Genomic DNA, 18,710 nt, shown 5'->3' on the forward strand with positions numbered 1-18,710 from the left:
TAAGTGAAAGAATCATAATTATCGATCATCAAAAGCATTAATCTTATAACTCATTGTTTTATATTAAATTTATAAAAACTCATACTTTAAGTTACCCCTAATGTTACCCCTATTACAAAATTTTACGGGTAAAACAACCAATAAAACAAAAAATAAGACGAATAGATTCTATCAAAACGTCTTCCATTTCGCTCATTTTAATATTGTGAGTTTTTTTCAGTACTGCATCATATAGAAACAGTGCAACACGGGATTCATAAGGCTTTCAGCGTTTTCAATACTCGCTCTAATGCTCTGTAAACTTCATTTTCTTTCATTCTACTGCAATTTCACTTTTTACATAAACGCACTGCATACGGGCTGTGGCGGCTTCTAATTGCAATTTTAAAGTTGCAGGAATAAAAAAAAGCGTAAAGCGTGCAGGCGTGGGGAGGAGTGCTTTTTGTGGGTCGGGGAAGCGGTGCGCTGGTGAGTTACTGACACGAAAAAGGGCGCTGTGTGCGCCCTTTGGTTGTTGTTTGGTGTGGTGATTATTTAAGGAGTGGTTGCAGCTTGCCCGCTTGTTCCGTGGCTTCCGCGCTCTTTTGGGTGTAGCTGGACGTTTGCATTGGTGGCGATGTTGCACCCGCTCCACTAGGATCAGTCCATGTATATGAGTGGTTGTGCGTTCCTGCAATTTTTGCGAGGTCTGCCACGGTGTTCATTAAGTCATGAAGCAGCCCATAAATGTTGGTTGAATCGTCACCAGTGTGGTGCTTGTTTGCGATGATTTCGCTTAGCTGTCCCGCTTTGAATCTTAGGTCTTCTTCTATTTCTGTTGTGCTGTTCTTGCCTTTGGTTTCCCACTCGTCGTCCTTGCTTACTTGGGTATAGGCTTTCTCGGATTGTTGCCAGCGTTGATCCGTTTCGGCCATGTTAGGCAGTTTTAAACCATGTGGCAGTATGGAACGAATGAAGGGGTGTGCTGGCGATCCGTAAGCAAAGGCGATTTCTACCATTGTGCCAACACTGGGCTTTGACCAAAATCCACGCTGTTCACCGCCAGCCGAAACGGGTAATAAGACGTCTTCCATTACTGGTATGTCTTTGTCTTCAGCCCCATTGGCTTTTAGTAGTTGAACCGATACCGAATACACTGGCACTTCTTCGGTGACTTTCTCCCCTGCTAATGGTGTGAGTATGTCGGTTACTTTGGCCCACATGGGCAAATGCCAACCACTCTTTAATTCTGGGTATTTGCGCATGAGTACGCGTTCAATCATCTTTTCCATGAAACCACCATTTTAGACTCTATCATGCGAACACTGGTCAGCCGGTTATCATTTAACAGATAGTTAGGGCGTAGACCGGGCACCGCCATGATTTCCGCGCTTTGAGTTGCCAGTTGCTTGTCTAACACCGCCGCTGGTATGTGAATGGGAGTTTCAGGCCAATGGCCGTCTTTCCATGATCCGACATAGATTAAGCCATCACGACGTTGTTGCCACAGATAGCCGCTTATACCGAATACGTCAGCCAATGCTTTTACCAGGTGAAAGCCGTTACCCGTATTAATGAAGTAAGGCACTTTTTTAGCCACGTAATCCGACGATGGCAGCGCAAAGCCTAACCCTGTTATTTCCTTAACTTTGGCCAGCACTTCTTTTAATGTGACGTTACGCAATGCCACAGGAACGGGCATTTCCAATATGTTGGACTTTTCACGACAAAAGATGGTTTGCACCCCTTTGCCTGCTGGTGTTGATCGTTCTATGTATCCGTAGAATTGGCTTTGCTGTTGACGGCCATCTATTCCAAACGAAAAAAACGCGGTGCCACTGAGTGAAACCGCGCTTTCTATAACAAAGGTCGCTCGACCCGGCATACCTGCATTTAATGCCACATCATGAGAAACCAGCTTTGCCCGTTCACCATTAATTTTAAGCGTGTAATCATACTTCATCGCCCTTTTTTTCCTCTTCTGCTAACAACGAATCAAAATACGCCAAGCCTTTCTCAAACCACCCCGCTGGCAAGCTGTCTGCCGCTGATACCTCGGATATGACTTTTTCGTCTGCCGGCGCGGCTTTTGGCTCTTCTTTTTTGATTTTTTGCGCTTCTATTTTTTCGGGTGCTGAAAGGTGCTCAACCAAGGTAAACGACACGACCCACGCCTGTTCCTCGTCCAATTCTTGCGCGCTTACTTTATCTGTGAAACGCACTTGCCGAACACCAAACGCTTTAGCGGTTTGGTTTTCTATGTTGTAAACCTTACGAGTGCCCTTTTCGTCATCCTTGGCCATGCTTAATAGTTTGATGGTTTTTAGAAAATCAGGATCGTCGTATTTGATATTTAACTGCACTCGTAAACGACACGCTTTTTCACCCTCTTCCGCTGTTGCGGTAGACGAACTTTTTCCAGACAAATCGGACTCAGGCAAGCTGAATTCACAATTTACCTTATGCCCGTAGCCTTCTATTTTGGTGTCGTTTAGAACGAGGGTTATCAAGACAACACCACACCAAATCGATCTAGAGCGCCTAGGTCGATTTCTTGCTCGAATCGGTAAACAGGCTCTATATAGCCATCTTCACCTTCTTTTAGGTTTTTCTCATAACCCTCTGGGTATTCCGCATCGTCATAACGAACCATGATCGTTGCCGCAGCGATAATTTGCTCTCTCGTCATTTGTGACGCTTCTAGATCTATATTGGTATTAATGATTTTTACTTTTCCGCGCATGCTTCACCCCTTTTTTTTGCTACTAATAACGGCATCACGATACTGTTCCATTTAACTCGCTCCCGCTCGCTGATCAAGATTCAAAGTGGTCACAGACGCCACGGGCCGCGATGTAGTGGTACGAGTACCACGGCTCATTGGTCCAGCTCGACGCGCGGGAACCGGCATTGCCGGATTCAACCCAATAGCCACCAAAAAGCGAGGCTCCGACACCTGACGAATCTGCTGTATAAACCTGACCTTCACCATTTGTATCAGCCCCATACCATGCGTAGCCACTCGATCCGTTGCCACGATCCCAGCGTTCAGAGCCCCACTGCCACATGTGGCCGGATACTTGCTCGCATCCGATCATTGATTTTGCACTGGCATCGAATTTCGTTGTTACTGGATCTGTACCGACTGCATAACCGGCCACACTACCAAACGCCAATTGTTCGAATTCATGCGAACTTGGTAAACGCTTACCGTAAGCGGCTAGCATTCGAGCGGCCGTATACTGACTAAAATCATCATACTGAGCCGTGCCATCGCCGCCCCAGATTACCGGCACTTTTGGCGGGCTTGATCCATCTGCAATGGTGACGTTATACGCTGACGTGCCATTGATGTCGGGTGACGTATTTAACAAATAAATATCACCCCAAATACCTAGCGGCGAGCGCACCATGCCGCGCGGATCACGCACACCTGGCTTGTATTTAACATCGTAAATAGAGTATTCATTGATCACGCCATCTTGATAATGGAAACCACCAACGCGGCGTGACGTTAATGCTGTGTAGCCATCTGGCACCGTGAAGTTTGCAGAAACAACCAGACCATCTGGTGTTGCATAAATTGCATAGTCGGTGCCGAGTGACATGGATTCCGGCAACACTAACCCCGTGCCCTCGTCGTATGAATAGAAATTACCATCAATCGCAACACCCAAATCTGCAACCGTTTTTAATGTTCCTGCGTCCAGTTGAAATGCAGGTTCTGAAACAATACCTTTGCTGAAGCTATTAGATAACTGTGTCTTTATCTGAAAAATCGAGTGGTTTGTTTTCTCTATCTCTGACGTCGTCCGCGCTTCAACCACTTCACCCGCCGCATCAATATTAGCAAGTTTTGTTAGGTAGTGACTAATGCCGTTCCCGTCCACGTAGTCCGTAAACGGCCCCGTATCGATGACGAATTCCGCGACGGCGGTCATGTCTGAAATGTCGCCTTGTAGGCTGACGTTTAACCAAATTTCGTTTGGGAATGTGCTGGTTGTGATTTCTTGCGGTGCGGTGTTTTTGGCTCGAATTCCGCCCACGTAACCAATGCCAGCGGCGACGCTGTACGTTCCCGCTGATCCGGTAACTTTCCAGCCGTCACCAAGAAAGCCTTCATGGCCATAAACGTCCAAATTCGCTAAACGTTCTCTTTCATCAATGCCGCTAAGTCGTGCGGTAAAGTCAATTTGCCATGTTTCCGCAGGAACAGTAATGGACGTGGTTTGTTGAATACCTGTGTATGAGATTAAAAAGTTACGAGTAAATGTATTACCCGGCACCGCACCGTCGTTTTTCTTTTTCGTGGTTAATGGTATGTAGGTAACGGCGATCAAGACGCCTTCGTCATCGACTAGCCCCACCCAATTAAACTGGTAATCCCCCACGTTTGATCCCATGACCAATGAATAAACGACTTGGTTTGTATTTACATAACCGCTTTTCGTAACGCTTAGCTGATCCACCACGTCACTATTCGGAATAGATTCGATTCGAGTGGCGGGCTCGCTGCCAAGGTTCGGCACGTTGGCCAACACAAACGTGGCAATGTTAAGCGCTGTATTGTCGCCCTGTTTTTTGGCGATTTGGTTTTGACCCGCAATGGTAATAAATGCCATATGTTTTCTCTCTTATGCTTCTGCTACGTCTAACGTCCATGAATGCCCAATGGCCGTATGTTGCACTGTTGATTGTGCTTCCCATGGCTCTATGACTTGCTTTGCTACATCTAAAGACCAAGCATGCCCTACTTCAAACACGCCCACTGTCATTTCCAGCGGCGTTAACACGGTTAATTCATAACGTCGGCATGTACGCCCATACTGCTGGATGATGTAACTCAACAAATCAATGTTGCTGGCGATTTGTGAATCACTAAGCCGTAATGTAATCACGTCCCAATTTTCCGCGTCTTCACGCTCCAACATCTCCAAATAGCCAATTCCTAGCCGCTCAAAAATCTGGATAAATCCCGCTTTTGATCCGGCGTCCATGGCGTTTTGCTCGGCGTATTTCACGCGCTTTCTGAACAAGTCGTCTGGTTCGTCGGAAAAACGTGTCACGTCTTTTTGGTAGGCGTGATATTTCAATAACGCCACACTGCAAGTTTCCGCGTTCATTTGATTAAGCGGTGTTTTTATCCATTCTTCTGCCTTGTCCCACCACGAACCAAAGGCGCTTTTTAAGCTGATATTGTTTGGCCCTTTCTTTTCCCAAATGGGTAACGAATAGCGTTCGGCCATGGTTACCCCTCAACAACGCTTAGTGAATTAAGAACGGGAATCGACATTTCAGAAACGATGCTATTTAAGCTAAATTCAATGTCTTCTATTCCATCCACTAGGTCGTATATTTCACCCGCTAAATTGGTAAACGAGAAGCGAGAAAAGGGCGCTGTTTGTGTCACCTCATAAGCCGCATTACCCCGAAACGCCGCATAGATGACGTTATAAACAACCGTCTTTTTCGCCTCTTTTTCTTCGCTCAATAACGCGTCTGAAAAATACAATGTGGTGACTAAATCGTGCTCGGTTTCTGACATCTTGTAGGCAATCACGCTATCACCATGGCCGTGATAACCTTCGTCTGAAATCTGGCGGTTAATGGTTTCTAGGTAGCTTTCTGCCGGTGCGTTTAGATCAAATAAAATATAAGCGTTTGCCGTTGCTGGCCCACGGGGCGCATCGTGTTGGAACCATATATTGTCTTCACGCACACCCACCCAACTTGAGATTAAATATTTATAAACGCCATCGGTGTGATAGTGGGTTAACGTATTAAACGCGTTACGAATCCGCGCGCGATAGGCTTCAATTGCTTCTACATCCGCGCCTACTTGATCTATCCAATCGTCTGGATTGGTCACGCTCACGCCGTCTAGGTCGCACTTGCTAAAGTAGCCCGCTTCTAAGTTGTAGGCCGTGGCGGCACGTTCCGACGTAACCGAGACAATCAAACCCGCTTCGCCATCCTGAAAAACGGTGTCTAGATCGGTCATCACCTTGTATACAGTGTTGTTGATTAGATCCGTATAAACCACGGTGCCCGCTGGTACTGTGAAAGCTCCCGTCGTATTGGTTCTTGTGAATACAACGCGGCCTCTCAAAAATTGGCTTTGCTTACGGGGGCAGTTGTAACTATCGCCCCATAATTCAATAAAGCTTTCCCCCACGGTTTTTAAAAAAAACTGGGGCATGACGTTTTTAATCAGCAATTGCACCAGCCACAACACAGGCTTGGTGGCGATACCAGAGACCAAACGCCAGAACGGGGAATAGTCGGAATTGTTAGCAATGGTCGAACCCGATTCGGCCAACACTGTTCGAAACTCGGCGGTGATTTCCGCTTCGGTTGTGGGTACCCCGTTGTCTTTTAATACATCTTCGAAATCTCTCACACGGTCACCACTACACGCTCACCGTCTACGGTTTGCGCCTCACAAATTAGGCTTTCACCACTTAATGAAACACTGGCCGTACCTGGGTAAATACGCTCGTCGTTTTCCATTTCCAATTCAATGTCTGTGCACAGCGCAGCAATGGTGGTTTTGTTTCGCTCGCCAATCATGCGCCATGCATAGGCTTTTTCACGGATCATGTGACGCAAATCCTGAGCAACACAGTTCACGCCCTCAACAAGCAAGGGCTCGCCAATATCAGACAAAACAATGTCATCGTCTTGAATAAGCAAATCGATACTTGTCATTATCCGGCCTCCATTTCGAGTTGATACATCAGGTCATCACCGCGTACACCTTGGCCGTGGTTGTTGACCTCCATTTTCTCGACGTGAAGGCTCTTTTTATTGCCGCCAAACATGTTGCTAATGGTCTGGAATAATCCGCCCGCCTCGCCGCCGCTTTGGCTTGATTCAGCACCGGGCAACATCACCGGTTTATTGACCGCCTCGGCTTGGCTTTCGACCTTGCTGATTACCTCTTGTGTGGTGTTGGTGTTGGTGTTTACGTCGAGGTCCATACCGGGCAACCAAGACAATTTACTTTTTAACCAATCGACCTTTTCACCGAGGAACCCGAACGGATCAAGCGCAGACAACCAGCCTTTGAAATCCATCCACCAATGTTTTATTGAGTCGAATACATCTAGGTGTAAATCCCAATTTGGCACAAGTGAAATAGTGCCAAGCCATACTTGGAAATCACCCCACCATTGCTGGATGGGTGAAAAAATGGACACGTCGACAAAGTCGCCAATACTTGAAAAGAATCGTCCAACCGCTGCGCTTACATCGTCCCAGTAAACAACCAAGGCAACCAAGGCCGCACCTAGGGCAACGATCCCGACCACAATCCACGTTAATGGGTTAGCAAGTAGTGCCGTCGTAAAGGCCGAAATGGCGGGCAATGAAGACAAGAACCCCGCTTTCAAAGCGGTTAAGCCAAACCCCAACAAAATAGACGACCCATACAGCACCAACGTAGCCACACGAAGCATAGTAAAGGCGACTTTCAAACTAATCACAGCCAACCGAACACCCCACATAATTGGTTTTAACAACACCCAACGCATCATCAAACCCACAGACGCGTATTGCACCAAACCAATCGCAATGGTCATCACACCCGCCACGGCCACTAGGGCAATAAATCCGGTAATACCCAGCCCGATGGCTTTGGTCAAATGGGGGTATTTGTCCGCCCATTCGACAACCACACTGGCCGCGTCCGTTATCATATTGATATAGGGCTCAATCGCGGGTAAGGCTTTTTGCCAAATCGCAATAGACACAGACGTGACCGCCGCACCTAATCGAGCAAAGTTGTCTTGCATTTGTTTCGCCATCCAAGTGGCTTTGTCCATGCCTTTTACTTGGCCCAGCTTGTCTATGTCACCGCGTAACTTGCCCACATCATTGGACATTAACTTGATGAACCCTACCGCCTCGTCAGACCCAAACGCACCGCTTAGCACGTCTTGCATATCCAGTGCATTCAATCCGTTTGTCTTGGTTTTTATCATGTCCAAAATATTTACAACGGGTAATAACGCGCCACTTTCGTCTGTGAAATTCAGTCCTAATTTATCTTGTGCACCCGCCAACCCTTGCAAGAAAGCCCCGTATTTTGTACCCGCTTCTGAACCGCTCATGGTCGATTGAAGCGTACCCAATACCGCCATTTGTTCATTCAGTTTTACGCCCATGCTTTCGGCATCTGCACCGATGGAACCAAACGCGGCGGACATTTCCGGCCCCGTGGTTTTAAACATTTGCACAGCGGTGGCAGTTTGACCCGCAAGCATCTCTACCCATGTCCCTTTGCCCATTTCATTGGCTTGGTTTTTGAATATTCCGTACATTGTGCCGAAATAACTGGTTATGTCGGTTACATTGGCTTTGGTGGCTTTGGCTAACGTACCCGCCGCCGTGGTGAAGCGTGGTAAGTCGTCGTCTACTAGGCCATCTATGGCACTTTGTATGTCATAAGCTGAACGCACATAGTTAGACGCTTGATCACCAAATTCTATGGAATATTTAAGGCCGGCTTGGTTCAGCGCGGCCAAGGTACTGTCCGCTACTTCTAGGGATCGCACCTCCCCAAGCGCCATGTTCATATCGTTAGCGGGGTTGACGGTGGTCGCAAAAGTAGCCGACGCCGCGACCAAGGCCGCGACGCCCGCCGCCGTATTCATAAAGGCTTTTCGAGACGTGGACGTGACTTGTTGGATGGTTCTTTGGATGCCACGCATGGGCCCCGTTATTTTGTCCAACAAGCCCACGGTAAGCATCAATCTATCTAATGATCCGGCCATTAGTCTTACCTTCTTTATCCCGAAAACGCTTTATTAATACCGTTTGCCACGGCGGCGGTTTGTCGTTCTAATTCGCGCCCTTCCAACCACAACGCACGGCCTAAGTTTTCTAGCGTGTCGTCTTCATGTGGCAAGTAACGCATTCGCAGTGTTACGAGTTGCTCGAAGCCGTTCCTTTCGATGAAGTCTCGGAACTCGCTCGCGTCTTTACCACGCTAGGTAACTCACTGGTAAACTCTTCCTGAACGATTTTAATAACGTCCATGACAAGCGATGACCTAGGTTCATTCACTTCATTCACCAACAAGCCTTTTAAGGCCGCATGCTGCTTATTTTCTACCGCGTCAGATAAAAAGCTATACGCGGCTAACGTCGCTTTACCGCCCGTCGAAATCGAATCTGTAAACTTGTTAAACCCCTTATCCGTAACATTAAATACAAAATCTGTTTCACCAATCGTTACCGCAATTGCTTGAGCCATATCTATTCCCCTACTTGCTGTTGTTGACGAGCAATTTTTAAATGCTCGCGTTTAAACCATAAATTCGTTAAAAATGTTGCTGCACCAATTAGTAAACCGCCAATTGCCACCCATTCGTTGATAGACAATCCATTTACCGTCGTTATCAAAGACGCCCAATAGGCCGTGGCAACCGTCGATTTTTCCATGCCTTACTTATCCTTTCTTTGCTTCAAACAGTTTGATGATTAACGGCATAACGTTTTTAATCGCTCGCTCACCGAACAAAAAACCCAGCACTAGCACGTTAATAATCATCAATGCGCTTTCTTGTTTTTGTGTTAGCGTTGCCCACTCTGCAAACCAAAGAAAGTCCATATATAAGGTGGCAAAGCCCCAAACAGGGCGCTGTAATCCACGCAGGAAAATCATTACCGGACCAAAGAACGGGATGGCTTTTAAATCGCTTGCTGTTCCTTCCAGCTCTGCAATGCGTTGAGTCAAATTTTTCTCAGCTTCACTTGTCGCATCATCCACTTGCTTTTGTGCTTGCAGTTGAAAGTCACGAAGTTTTGTTTCCAATTCCGCCTTTTTATCTGGCGACAAATCCGGTGGAAAGTAGTCTTTTACCAACCCCGCAATTGATGACACAATGCCGCTATCACCTGTAAATAAGCCTTTCAAACCGCCTAAAATATTCATTAATCAATATTCCTTTTCAGCACGTCCGCCCACCAATTTTTTACATTGAAATTAGGACAGGTTTTATGTGGGTTTAAATCGCAATGGCCAACTATTTGCGCGTCGGGATATTCCGCATGTAGCGCCAAAAACAACCCTTCTAATGAGCGCATTTGCTCAGGTAAAAATTGATCCCTACCGATCAAACACACACCGAGCGATTCATGGTTGTATGGGTCAGCGTGGGCGCCTTGCCAATAAACAGGGCGACCCGCTTCAATGTCACCGTCCAACTTAATAACCGCGTGGTAACCGATCCCGTCCCAGCTGCGCTCCTTGTGCCAGCGGTGAATATCCGCCGCGGTGGTTTCGCGACCATTTGGCGTATCGGAACAGTGCACCACAAGGTATTTAATGTTCATTTACAGCCCTAAGGTTTCTAAGTGGCTTTGATCCAAATACGGTACGCCGTTGATTTCCACGAAACGGGAATCTGTCACTTTGTACGGTATGGTGTGTTCTAGTTTGTCGCCGCCGTCGCCCGCTGCATCAATCAATTTGCTAACGCTCAATTTGCAACCGTAGGCCGCTGTTTTTAACGTCTGGTTAACGGTTTGACCCAAGCTGATGATGTCGAACGCGGGCAACTGCTGGTAAGACCCAACCTTGCGCGCTTCTTCCATGATTCGATTAAAGTTTTCTGTATCCACGGTGATTTCGCCACTGGCCCCCGTAACACCATTCACAAAGCCATTCGCCACGCCCCGCGTGGTGGTTTCTTTCACGCCATCTTCAATGTTTAGCGTGAACTGTTTGACGTTGATCAAAGATGTGCCTAACGACACGTTTATATCCATTCCGCTAATATGATGTGTGCTCATGTTCTACACTCCGTTACTCAGTTCTAGCGCCACAGAAGCCGCGATGGCTTTAGGGCAGTTATAAGGTCGGATTAATAACGCCACGGCCACATTCGTTCGCGTTTTCCACGTGATCACAACATCACCGTCTCGTGGTTTTTTTACGTCGCCCGGCTTACCTTTTACACTGACACTGCGATTAATCAGCGGGCGCATAAAGTAGGTTTCGTGGGCAGCAATGGACGCGGGTGTGCTGTTCAATTCACGATTACCCACTTTTTTAATGGCTAAGATTCGTATTTCGCGTTTACACACATTGACCACACGGCAATTTTCAATCACCGCAAAGTCACTGGCTTCTGGCGCGAGGGTCATACCATCCGAACAGTAAATACCGTCATAACCCGAATAGACCTGTGGCACAGTTCCACGCGCATCGTTTAGCGCTTTTGCGTGGCTGGTGTTGAACGTTATCCCGTCCTTGTCCACTGGTAATGTGGATAAACCCACTATGGCCCCGCTTTGGGTACGCATTGGCGTGTCGGCAATGGATTGGTCTTCATGGCACAAGCGGCCACAGTAAGCACCTAGCCAACCCGCAAACACTTGCGGGACGAGCGATAATGAAGGCGCGGCAACGCCATCTTGTAGTGCCTCAAATTCGGTAATAAAGTCCGCCCATGCTTGGGTTGCGGCGTCCATAGCTGCCGTAACAGCAAACAGGTGCAAATAGCGCCCATGCTCATTTTCTGCATTGGTCACGGCCACATTCATGGCGTCTAAGTCGGTTTGTTCTGTTACCGGGTCGGTAATGACCACCGCTTCACAAACAAGGTTTTGTGCCATGGCGGTATCAAACGCGGCTGACCATGTACCCGCCGCCGCTTGTGGCATGGCAATGGCTGTCCAATTGGTGCCCGCGTTTTGTCGTGCCCACTCAACACAGGTTTTTAATTTGCTTGGTGGAATGCCTAGCACGTCGTCCAAGTCTGTTGTTTGGTCAATGTATTGAATGGTGCCGGCGTTTTTAGCTGCCGCACCAATGAACAAGAATTGCTTTTCTACTTGCGTAAAATCGCCCTGTCCGTTGTCTGTGCTGCTAACGCTTACGCTGCCTAATGCCATGTTATTTACCTGCCTTTTCTGTATTCGTTTGTCATGACGCTAGCCGCCATTGCTCTGACCCATTGGGCGTCGCTTGCAAAAAATCTACGAGCGGGTAGAACAGTTTCCCAACTCGGCTTTTTATGCTCACTGCCCTTTAATTCGTAAAGAATTCCCAATGCTTGTTTTTTCGTTAAATGTTCAATAATCCAAGCTTGGCTTACTCGTCTTTTCTTTCCGCCTTTGGCCGCTACCCGAAACCCTAACGCGTTCATTTCTTGCGCTTGCTGTCTTGTTGCTGGCGCTTTTTCCCACTCCGCTGATTGGGAAGAAGACATTTTTCGCGCCTTTACTTTTTTAGTTGTCCCGTATTGATGCTCATACGCTAAATGCGCCATCACATCATTTTTAAACCCTATCGTGACGCTGTTTGTTTTGGCTCTTTGCCTCATGTTTCCACGCTTAACCAAGCCGCTTAACATGCGCCCTTTTTTGGTTCTCCGCTTCTTCCTTGCTGCAAATGATCGCCCGTTTACGTCGCGCTGCTGCTTCACGTTTCTTCGAGACTGTCTTTGTACTTCTCGGCCCATTTGAGACATGGCCCGTTTTCGTCTGGCGGGCGTTAGTGACAGCAATTTAAGCTCGGCCATTAATAAGCCGTCACCCGTCCACTTGGCACTTAATCCGTGGCTACTCATTCTGATTTATCAGGTCAAACGATTCGGCTATGTCGTGTTCTGGATCGGCCAATTCCCACGTTTTACCTGCGTATTCAATCGGGCCATCTTCAACTTCTGCTATGTAAACGTCTTCCTCAAACATGAGCGTTATTTCTATGTCTGCCGTGTCGTCATCCAAAATATCAGGGCTAATACTCAGCTCTTTGTCTTCCATGTCGCCGCGTTCGTCGTTGTCTGCTAGCCAAGTAATCAACCGTGTGTGCAAAAGTTCGATTGGCTCTTTGCTATAAACAAACCCTTCTATTGAGAAAACCGCCCTGTATTTAGATCGATAAAGCAACACGCGATTGCCTTCATATTTGCCACGCGTGGTTTGCTCCATGTCTTCCACCCAAGCATCAAACTTTTCTTTTTTGTGGCAAAAGTTCAAGCCTTCTAAATACGCCCGTAACGCGATCATTTTTTTCATATGATCGAGGCTCTAAACCCGTCAGCATAGTCACGACGTCCAGTACCTAGGGCGCCGTTATCTGCCGCCACTTTTAGGATGTTTTTATTCAGCAAATCGATGTTATTTAACGCCTCGCCTTTCCATTCTGTAACAATGATCTCGTTACGCTCGCCCTGTATTTCCGCCGGTGCCTTGCGGTTAATGGTTTCAAAGTATTTGATCAATCCCGCCCGCGCCCAGTGCATGACGGCGGCTATGTAGGTGTCTACTAAATCCGCTTGAAACGCTTTTAAGGTTTCCGCGACGATGACGCTTTGCAGGATCAACACCGAATCTTTTAATGCTTCGTTTACCTGTCGTATGGCGCTTTTTAACTCGTACACTAGCGGCGCTTCGTTGTATTCCCCTGGTAAGCGGTAATTGTCGATAAACGCCTGTAACTCAATATCAGGAAAGAACGAAAGCGGGTTAGTAATCACCGTGTCTGTTGTTGTGCTGGCGGTTGTTTTGCCGTTTAAACTCACGCTGTTTTCTCCTGACTCAAATGGTTATTAAAAACACCGACCAAGCGGTTTTGGTATTGAGCTGACATGCAGCCAACCCGCCACCGCTGGCGATGTCTCGCGGGGAGCTCTTTTTAAACTTTTCCTAACTTGTTCTTTAGTCGTACAATGTTCTTTTTCACACCCGCTCGCGGGTTTAATTGCATCGCTTTTTCATAGGCTTCTAACGCTGGCACGTCTTCTGCCAGTGCATCTAAATGCTTGCCATGCATGGCGTACATTTTGCCGTGCACAATGTCGGACAACTGCCACTTTTCGGACTCAATCGCCTTCATCACATCATCCAAATAAGGGCCAGCGCTCTTGTTCGCTTTTAGCCGTGCATTGGCCCAGTCGTAAACGTCGTCACCAATAAACTGGTAAATACTGGAGTTAAAACGCGTTGGCATTTTGTGGATTTTCTGGCTTGCAAGATGCAGCGCAAGCGGCACGGCCTTGGCAATGTCGTCTAGGTCAAATAACCAAACCATGACCCACACCGCCACAATGTTGGGGTATTTTGCGCCGCTTTTTACGTAGCCATTCACAAAGGCTTCTAGCTTTTTAATGGCTTCCGCTTTGTAGGCTTTGCGGTCTTCTATTTCTTCCACGTCTCGCATTTCATCAATGCTGGCGGCTAAAATCGCTTTGTGTGTTTCTAGCTCTGAATTGCCTAGGTATTCGCTGCTGTCTTCAAGCTTGTCTTTGATTTGTTGAACGTCGTATTCCACGTCGTCAACGCGGCCATCTAAATAACCAACTTGGCCCTCTAAATCGCTAACGTCATTTTTTACGCTGTCTAGGTCGCTGGTTAATTCGTCAACGCTGGCGGCCACTTCGTCCGTTTTTTCAGTTTGGTTGTCCACGTCGTTTTTTACGTCGTCAACAGCGCTTTCCACGCTATCAACTTTGTTTTCCAATTCATCGGTTTTTTCAGATCCTAAACCTTCATCCGCTACCTTTTCGGCTTCCGCTTTTTCAGCTTCTGCCTTGGCCTTTTCCGCCCTTTTATTTATTAGTTTTTGCTGCATTTTTGAGACAACAGGCGCCGCCGCTTTACCGCTTTTATTTGCCGGCTTGGCCGCTTGATTTTGTGCGTTTATCTTTGCCAATCGTTCCAACCGACGCTTTTTAATCAGGCTCATTTTCTTGTCCATTTGTATGGGTTTAATCAATGGCACTCGCGTTCTAGCGAATGCCATTTGTTAAACCTATTGGTTTATGCTGGTACAAACGCCACCACGTTTGTTTCAACCGCAATCGCTCGATACTCTTCAACGATGTAATCTTCATTGAACGAGTTGAAGTCTTCGATTTGGTCTTTTTTCGGGTTGTCGATGATGCTTCGACGCCATGTTCCTTCTTGGCGATAAATCGACAAATTGGAATAAAACGTAATCATGATGGCGTTCTCAGGGAAGAAAGGCGGCGTTTCCGCTTGTAGACCACCGTAGGTATCTAACAAACGACCACCATCCAAATGGCGCTTTTCACTTGGTTTATCACCACCCACAGAATAAAACTTGTTTTCCGCAAGGCTGATCAAATTACTACCAATGAACACCCGCAAACGCGGATCATTTCGGAAAATTGGGTCAATGCTGTCTTTCATTTCACGCACGACAGCGTCTAGGTTTGCGTAATCACCATCAACACCAATAGTAATTTCACCATCACTAATCTGTTCCGGCGCTTCGTTACGGATTTTTTGGAACCAGCCAATATTTACGTCTTGACCTAGGGGATTTGCCACTGGATTAGTCGTATCTGCCGCGCTTGTTCCGTACCAACCAATACGCAAACGGTCATTGGCAATCGCCATACGAATAGCCGACGCGTAAAGCTTGGCAAACTCACCACCCGCAACGTGTTTCCACTGATCGATAATGCTGTACTTTAGCGCTACATCTGCGTTTGTTTGTCTCAGCTCGTAACCAAATTTCTCTAATGAATGCAGACTACGAGCTTTTCGTTCTGCGCTTCCACTGGTATCGGTACGACCTGCCACCAGACCAGAAACAAACAGCCCGATTTTCTCGCCTATTTTTTCCGTCACCGCGACGTTGGAATTAATTTTCCCCAAAAATGGCACGCCATCTTCAACGGCCTTTTCAAATAACTTTTGAACTTGCGCTGGCGTTACTGCGAACTGCTTACCCGGCTCAACACCAACCGCTCCATGGATTTGTTGACTAAAGCTTTCTAGATTATTTCGACCCTGTGCTGATAATGCGTAATTGCCCATCACTTTTTCCTTTACTAAATTCTGCTTTTAAGCGGCTCCCCAGACGCTTGACCATTTGATTTTTTTAAAAAATTTCGAAACTGTCGCCCGCTTCGCCTTTGCCTTTCGGTGGCGTTTCGGTTTTGTCTTCCAGCGCGGCGGCAAAGTCGCTTTGCATTTTTGTGAAGTTTTCCTTGAGTGTGTTTATCGTTTGCGCTTGGTTGGCAAACTCGGTTTTTTCACTCTCAAGCGTTGTGATTTTGTCTTCTAGCGCTTTAATTTGTGCCGCGTAGTCTTCCGGCGCTTCTTCGCTTTCTGACTCGCTACCACTTGTTAGTGCTTCAAGCTTGGTTTTGAAGTCGTCTACTTGAGTTTGCAGCTTGTCGAACGCTGCTTTTTCTGCGTCTGTCATGGGGTCGTCTTCCTTTGGGGAGTTACTAAAAAATCGTTGCAAAAAATTAGGGCGTTTTTTAATTTCTGCCGCCAATTCTTCGTCTGTTTGGGATGCGCCAAAGTCCAGCTCTATGCCGTCTTCATTCGCAAAGATTTGGGAGTGTTCGCCGTTCTGTCTAAAGGAAAGCTGTTCCGTGCCTAGGCTGGCGGGCTCGTCGGTAATGGCTAGGTGCATCAGGTAGGCTTTACCCGTCTCTGCGAAATCTTCAACCACACGAATACTGGTAAAGAGTTTTTGACCCGCTTTATTCAATGCCAACAGCATCTTGTTTGCTTTGATTTGAGCAAATAAACACAAACGCCCTTTGGCGTCTTTCTCTGCTTTTACGGCAACCACTTGGCCGTAATTGCCATACCAACCGTAGTGGTCTTGAAAGATACTGGCGGTGTATTCGTCTTGGTCATAAGTTTCGGCCATGTCTTTAAGCCACTGCTCTTTGATCTCGCGACCATCCACAGTCGGCCCAGCCGTTGCGACTTTGAACCATTTCGACTCTTTCAGCTTGTCCGCCATTTTTCGCCCTTGCTTTGCATCCGTTGAATCACTCTGTAAAGCAAAGATAATCCTCAAATAAGGGGTATTCCAGCGGTTAAAGTCCATAGAATTGCGATAACCGAAAAAGTGCAACCTATTGTATTTACTAGCGTTATTAGTTGTTTAATGGGCGGCTAATATGGCGGCATGGCTCATTCTCAAGACACTATCGATCATGCAAGACTGCTGTATATCCGCGCCCACAAACCGTCGGAGATAGCCGACCGCCTAAACGTTAGTGAAAGAACGATTTTTAATTGGATTAATACATTCAATTGGAAGGAATTATTGGCATTCGACACGGCAGAGATAGAAGTAAGCCGCCGCATTAGCACACTAACGAACCGCGAGAATAAAACGAAAGACGAAGTACAAGAACTGGCCTCGTTATGCCGCATTTTTGGCAGCATGAAGCAAGACCTAGCCAAAGCCGAAAAGATCATGGCCGAAGCCAAAGCCATTGCCGATGGCAAACCAGAAGCCGTGGAAGGCGCAATAAGCCGCAGCAATCGCCGTGGCAACAGTAAGAAAAAAACCAAGGCAAAAAATGATATTAGCGGTATTGATGTATCCAAGTTCGATACATGGGCCGATAAAAACCTATTTGAATACCAAAAGCTGTGGCGAGCGGTGGCGCACGACCCAGACCTATGCCGAAACCGTTTTATTTTAAAAAGTCGCCAAATCGGGGCTACCTATTATTTCGCGTGGGAAGCGTTCGAAGACGCGGTGAAAAACGGCGAAAACCAAGTATTCCTATCCGCATCGAAAGACCAAGCGCGTATTTTTAAAGGCTATATTCAGGCCTTCGCCCGAAACACCTTTGATATTGAGCTAAAAGGTCAAGACAGCATAGAACTTACCAAAGACGGCAAATCTTGGGCCACGTTGTATTTCTTATCGACTAACTCAAGCACGGCACAGGGCTACCACGGCCACTTATATGTTGACGAAGTGTTCTGGATTCACGGTTACGCCAAACTGCAAAAATTGGCGTCTGGCATGGCGGCACATAAAAAATGGCGTCGTACTTACTTTTCTACGCCTTCGAGCTTGCAACACCCTGCTTATGAGCATTGGAGCGGCGCGAAATTCAATAAGAACCGATCCCGCAAAGTCGATATTGATTTATCCGATAAAACGCTTAAACAAGGTACCTTAGGTGGGGACAAAATATGGCGCCACTTGGTCACCGTGGAAGATGCCGAAAAAGCGGGCTGTACACTGTTCGACATTGACGAACTAAAAGCCGAATACAGCAAAGCGGATTATGAAAACCTATTTGGTTGCAAATTTGTTGACGACAACGAAAGCGTGTTTCCGTTTAGCACACTGCAAAAATGCATGGTCGACGCGTACAGCAAATGGACAGACGTCGACTTTGACAGCGACAACCCAAGCCGAAGCCGCCCTGTGGCGATTGGTTACGACCCCTCTCGAATACGTGATAACGCCGCGCTGGTCGTTGTAGAAATCCCAAGTCATTATTCGCAAAAATGGCGAGTGGTTGAAACCCACCAATTCAAGGGCATTACGTCGGAATACCAAGCGGCGCGGATTGCCGAGATTTACCAACGCTACAATGTTAAATGGTGTGGCATTGACGAAAGCGGAATAGGTCGCGACACCTTCCAATGTTGTTTGGATTTAGACCTAGATTATCTCGTTCCCATCCTCTATTCCGTATCTGAAAAAACCGACCTGGTGACACGCGCCAAACGCCTGATCGACGGCGGACGCGTTGAATACGACACGGGCAAAAAAGAGCTTTCCCAGTCCTTAATGATGATCCACCAAGTCACCACACAAAATGGCTCTATCACCTACGGTGCGGCGCGCAGTGCCGAAACAGGCCACGCAGATCTTGCATGGGCGCTATTTCAAGCCATGCAAGCCGAGAAGCAATTCTTTGAATCGAAAAAATCCGACGACACCAACACCGAAACCCAAATGGCAATAGGCTAACA

23 protein-coding genes are annotated in these 18,710 nt (G+C 47.1%); 1 reads left to right on the forward strand and 22 read right to left on the reverse strand.

Annotated features, from left to right (window positions below; genetic code table 11):
* Positions 1–530: 530 nt before the first annotated feature.
* The 22 genes from I8J31_RS04520 to I8J31_RS04620 all read right to left on the reverse strand — a co-directional run bounded on the left by I8J31_RS04520 (position 531) and on the right by I8J31_RS04620 (position 16,809).
* The gene (locus I8J31_RS04520) at positions 531–1,271 is read right to left on the reverse strand and encodes a hypothetical protein (protein WP_199467120.1); all 741 of its coding nucleotides are present in this window, start codon (positions 1,269–1,271) and stop codon (positions 531–533) included.
* Positions 1,259–1,942, reverse strand: a complete 684-nt coding sequence (locus I8J31_RS04525; RefSeq protein WP_199467121.1) for a hypothetical protein — start codon at positions 1,940–1,942, stop codon at positions 1,259–1,261. The genes I8J31_RS04520 and I8J31_RS04525 overlap by 13 nt, the downstream gene beginning before the upstream one ends.
* Complete coding sequence (locus I8J31_RS04530; RefSeq protein WP_199467122.1) at positions 1,932–2,489, reverse strand: baseplate complex protein; 558 nt, start codon at positions 2,487–2,489, stop codon at positions 1,932–1,934. Before I8J31_RS04530 ends, I8J31_RS04525 begins: the two co-directional genes overlap by 11 nt.
* The gene (locus I8J31_RS04535) at positions 2,486–2,722 is read right to left on the reverse strand and encodes a hypothetical protein (RefSeq protein ID WP_199467123.1); all 237 of its coding nucleotides are present in this window, start codon (positions 2,720–2,722) and stop codon (positions 2,486–2,488) included. The genes I8J31_RS04530 and I8J31_RS04535 overlap by 4 nt, the downstream gene beginning before the upstream one ends.
* A gap of 73 nt (positions 2,723–2,795) precedes the next feature.
* A complete protein-coding gene (locus tag I8J31_RS04540; protein WP_199467124.1) occupies positions 2,796–4,601 on the reverse strand; it encodes a phage tail-collar fiber domain-containing protein in 1,806 nt (601 codons plus the stop codon).
* Between the two features lie 12 nt (positions 4,602–4,613).
* Positions 4,614–5,225 (reverse strand): phage tail protein, encoded by a 612-nt coding sequence (locus tag I8J31_RS04545; RefSeq protein ID WP_199467125.1) that lies wholly within the window; start codon positions 5,223–5,225, stop codon positions 4,614–4,616.
* Between the two features lie 2 nt (positions 5,226–5,227).
* Positions 5,228–6,379 (reverse strand): baseplate J/gp47 family protein, encoded by a 1,152-nt coding sequence (locus I8J31_RS04550; protein WP_199467126.1) that lies wholly within the window; start codon positions 6,377–6,379, stop codon positions 5,228–5,230.
* Positions 6,376–6,687, reverse strand: coding sequence for a DUF2590 family protein (locus tag I8J31_RS04555; protein WP_199467127.1), 312 nt, complete (start codon positions 6,685–6,687; stop codon positions 6,376–6,378). Before I8J31_RS04555 ends, I8J31_RS04550 begins: the two co-directional genes overlap by 4 nt.
* Positions 6,687–8,753 (reverse strand): phage tail tape measure protein, encoded by a 2,067-nt coding sequence (locus tag I8J31_RS04560; RefSeq protein WP_199467128.1) that lies wholly within the window; start codon positions 8,751–8,753, stop codon positions 6,687–6,689. The genes I8J31_RS04555 and I8J31_RS04560 overlap by 1 nt, the downstream gene beginning before the upstream one ends.
* 14 nt (positions 8,754–8,767) lie before the next feature.
* The gene (locus I8J31_RS21000) at positions 8,768–8,896 is read right to left on the reverse strand and encodes a DUF6890 family protein (protein ID WP_267905883.1); all 129 of its coding nucleotides are present in this window, start codon (positions 8,894–8,896) and stop codon (positions 8,768–8,770) included.
* Positions 8,897–8,904: 8 nt separating this feature from the next.
* Entirely contained in the window at positions 8,905–9,234 is a 330-nt protein-coding gene (locus I8J31_RS04565) for a putative phage tail assembly chaperone (protein ID WP_199467129.1), read from the reverse strand.
* Between the two features lie 2 nt (positions 9,235–9,236).
* Positions 9,237–9,422, reverse strand: coding sequence for a phage holin (locus I8J31_RS04570; protein WP_199467130.1), 186 nt, complete (start codon positions 9,420–9,422; stop codon positions 9,237–9,239).
* A 7-nt stretch (positions 9,423–9,429) separates the two neighbouring features.
* Positions 9,430–9,915, reverse strand: coding sequence for a hypothetical protein (locus I8J31_RS04575; RefSeq protein ID WP_199467131.1), 486 nt, complete (start codon positions 9,913–9,915; stop codon positions 9,430–9,432).
* Entirely contained in the window at positions 9,915–10,316 is a 402-nt protein-coding gene (locus tag I8J31_RS04580; RefSeq protein ID WP_199467132.1) for an N-acetylmuramoyl-L-alanine amidase, read from the reverse strand. Before I8J31_RS04580 ends, I8J31_RS04575 begins: the two co-directional genes overlap by 1 nt.
* A complete protein-coding gene (locus I8J31_RS04585) occupies positions 10,317–10,775 on the reverse strand; it encodes a phage protein (RefSeq protein ID WP_199467133.1) in 459 nt (152 codons plus the stop codon). It lies immediately after the preceding gene.
* A gap of 3 nt (positions 10,776–10,778) precedes the next feature.
* Positions 10,779–11,879 (reverse strand): DUF2586 domain-containing protein, encoded by a 1,101-nt coding sequence (locus I8J31_RS04590; RefSeq protein WP_199467134.1) that lies wholly within the window; start codon positions 11,877–11,879, stop codon positions 10,779–10,781.
* Positions 11,880–11,884: 5 nt separating this feature from the next.
* Entirely contained in the window at positions 11,885–12,556 is a 672-nt protein-coding gene (locus I8J31_RS04595; RefSeq protein WP_199467135.1) for a phage virion morphogenesis protein, read from the reverse strand.
* Positions 12,549–13,007, reverse strand: coding sequence for a phage tail protein (locus I8J31_RS04600; RefSeq protein WP_199467136.1), 459 nt, complete (start codon positions 13,005–13,007; stop codon positions 12,549–12,551). Before I8J31_RS04600 ends, I8J31_RS04595 begins: the two co-directional genes overlap by 8 nt.
* Positions 13,004–13,513, reverse strand: coding sequence for a head completion/stabilization protein (locus I8J31_RS04605; protein ID WP_199467137.1), 510 nt, complete (start codon positions 13,511–13,513; stop codon positions 13,004–13,006). The genes I8J31_RS04600 and I8J31_RS04605 overlap by 4 nt, the downstream gene beginning before the upstream one ends.
* A 113-nt stretch (positions 13,514–13,626) precedes the next feature.
* Entirely contained in the window at positions 13,627–14,733 is a 1,107-nt protein-coding gene (gene gpM, locus I8J31_RS04610) for a phage terminase small subunit (protein WP_199467138.1), read from the reverse strand.
* A gap of 17 nt (positions 14,734–14,750) precedes the next feature.
* On the reverse strand, positions 14,751–15,776 hold the full coding sequence (locus I8J31_RS04615) for a phage major capsid protein, P2 family (RefSeq protein WP_199467139.1): 1,026 nt from the start codon (positions 15,774–15,776) through the stop codon (positions 14,751–14,753).
* A gap of 64 nt (positions 15,777–15,840) precedes the next feature.
* A complete protein-coding gene (locus I8J31_RS04620) occupies positions 15,841–16,809 on the reverse strand; it encodes a GPO family capsid scaffolding protein (RefSeq protein ID WP_199467140.1) in 969 nt (322 codons plus the stop codon).
* A gap of 81 nt (positions 16,810–16,890) precedes the next feature.
* Here I8J31_RS04620 and I8J31_RS04625 point away from each other — a divergent pair, with 81 nt between their 5' ends.
* Positions 16,891–18,708, forward strand: a complete 1,818-nt coding sequence (locus I8J31_RS04625) for a terminase large subunit domain-containing protein (RefSeq protein WP_199467141.1) — start codon at positions 16,891–16,893, stop codon at positions 18,706–18,708.
* The last annotated feature ends 2 nt before the right edge of the window (positions 18,709–18,710 follow it).

The organism is Marinomonas transparens (genome assembly GCF_016463975.1).
In the GTDB taxonomy this organism is placed as follows: domain Bacteria; phylum Pseudomonadota; class Gammaproteobacteria; order Pseudomonadales; family Marinomonadaceae; genus Marinomonas; species Marinomonas transparens.

What these genes read in the sequence shown, in the direction of transcription:
- I8J31_RS04520 (WP_199467120.1), bottom strand. Translation starts at nt 1,271, where the DNA reads ATGGAAAAGATGATTGAACGCGTACTCATGCGCAAATACCCAGAATTA.
- I8J31_RS04525 (WP_199467121.1), bottom strand. Translation starts at nt 1,942, where the DNA reads ATGAAGTATGATTACACGCTTAAAATTAATGGTGAACGGGCAAAGCTG.
- I8J31_RS04535 (WP_199467123.1), bottom strand. Translation starts at nt 2,722, where the DNA reads ATGCGCGGAAAAGTAAAAATCATTAATACCAATATAGATCTAGAAGCG.
- I8J31_RS04540 (WP_199467124.1), bottom strand. Translation starts at nt 4,601, where the DNA reads ATGGCATTTATTACCATTGCGGGTCAAAACCAAATCGCCAAAAAACAG.
- I8J31_RS04545 (WP_199467125.1), bottom strand. Translation starts at nt 5,225, where the DNA reads ATGGCCGAACGCTATTCGTTACCCATTTGGGAAAAGAAAGGGCCAAAC.
- I8J31_RS04555 (WP_199467127.1), bottom strand. Translation starts at nt 6,687, where the DNA reads ATGACAAGTATCGATTTGCTTATTCAAGACGATGACATTGTTTTGTCT.
- I8J31_RS04560 (WP_199467128.1), bottom strand. Translation starts at nt 8,753, where the DNA reads ATGGCCGGATCATTAGATAGATTGATGCTTACCGTGGGCTTGTTGGAC.
- I8J31_RS21000 (WP_267905883.1), bottom strand. Translation starts at nt 8,896, where the DNA reads ATGCGTTACTTGCCACATGAAGACGACACGCTAGAAAACTTAGGCCGT.
- I8J31_RS04565 (WP_199467129.1), bottom strand. Translation starts at nt 9,234, where the DNA reads ATGGCTCAAGCAATTGCGGTAACGATTGGTGAAACAGATTTTGTATTT.
- I8J31_RS04570 (WP_199467130.1), bottom strand. Translation starts at nt 9,422, where the DNA reads ATGGAAAAATCGACGGTTGCCACGGCCTATTGGGCGTCTTTGATAACG.
- I8J31_RS04575 (WP_199467131.1), bottom strand. Translation starts at nt 9,915, where the DNA reads ATGAATATTTTAGGCGGTTTGAAAGGCTTATTTACAGGTGATAGCGGC.
- I8J31_RS04580 (WP_199467132.1), bottom strand. Translation starts at nt 10,316, where the DNA reads ATGAACATTAAATACCTTGTGGTGCACTGTTCCGATACGCCAAATGGT.
- I8J31_RS04585 (WP_199467133.1), bottom strand. Translation starts at nt 10,775, where the DNA reads ATGAGCACACATCATATTAGCGGAATGGATATAAACGTGTCGTTAGGC.
- I8J31_RS04590 (WP_199467134.1), bottom strand. Translation starts at nt 11,879, where the DNA reads ATGGCATTAGGCAGCGTAAGCGTTAGCAGCACAGACAACGGACAGGGC.
- I8J31_RS04595 (WP_199467135.1), bottom strand. Translation starts at nt 12,556, where the DNA reads ATGAGTAGCCACGGATTAAGTGCCAAGTGGACGGGTGACGGCTTATTA.
- I8J31_RS04600 (WP_199467136.1), bottom strand. Translation starts at nt 13,007, where the DNA reads ATGAAAAAAATGATCGCGTTACGGGCGTATTTAGAAGGCTTGAACTTT.
- gpM (WP_199467138.1), bottom strand. Translation starts at nt 14,733, where the DNA reads ATGGCATTCGCTAGAACGCGAGTGCCATTGATTAAACCCATACAAATG.
- I8J31_RS04615 (WP_199467139.1), bottom strand. Translation starts at nt 15,776, where the DNA reads ATGGGCAATTACGCATTATCAGCACAGGGTCGAAATAATCTAGAAAGC.
- I8J31_RS04620 (WP_199467140.1), bottom strand. Translation starts at nt 16,809, where the DNA reads ATGGACTTTAACCGCTGGAATACCCCTTATTTGAGGATTATCTTTGCT.
- I8J31_RS04625 (WP_199467141.1), top strand. Translation starts at nt 16,891, where the DNA reads ATGGCTCATTCTCAAGACACTATCGATCATGCAAGACTGCTGTATATC.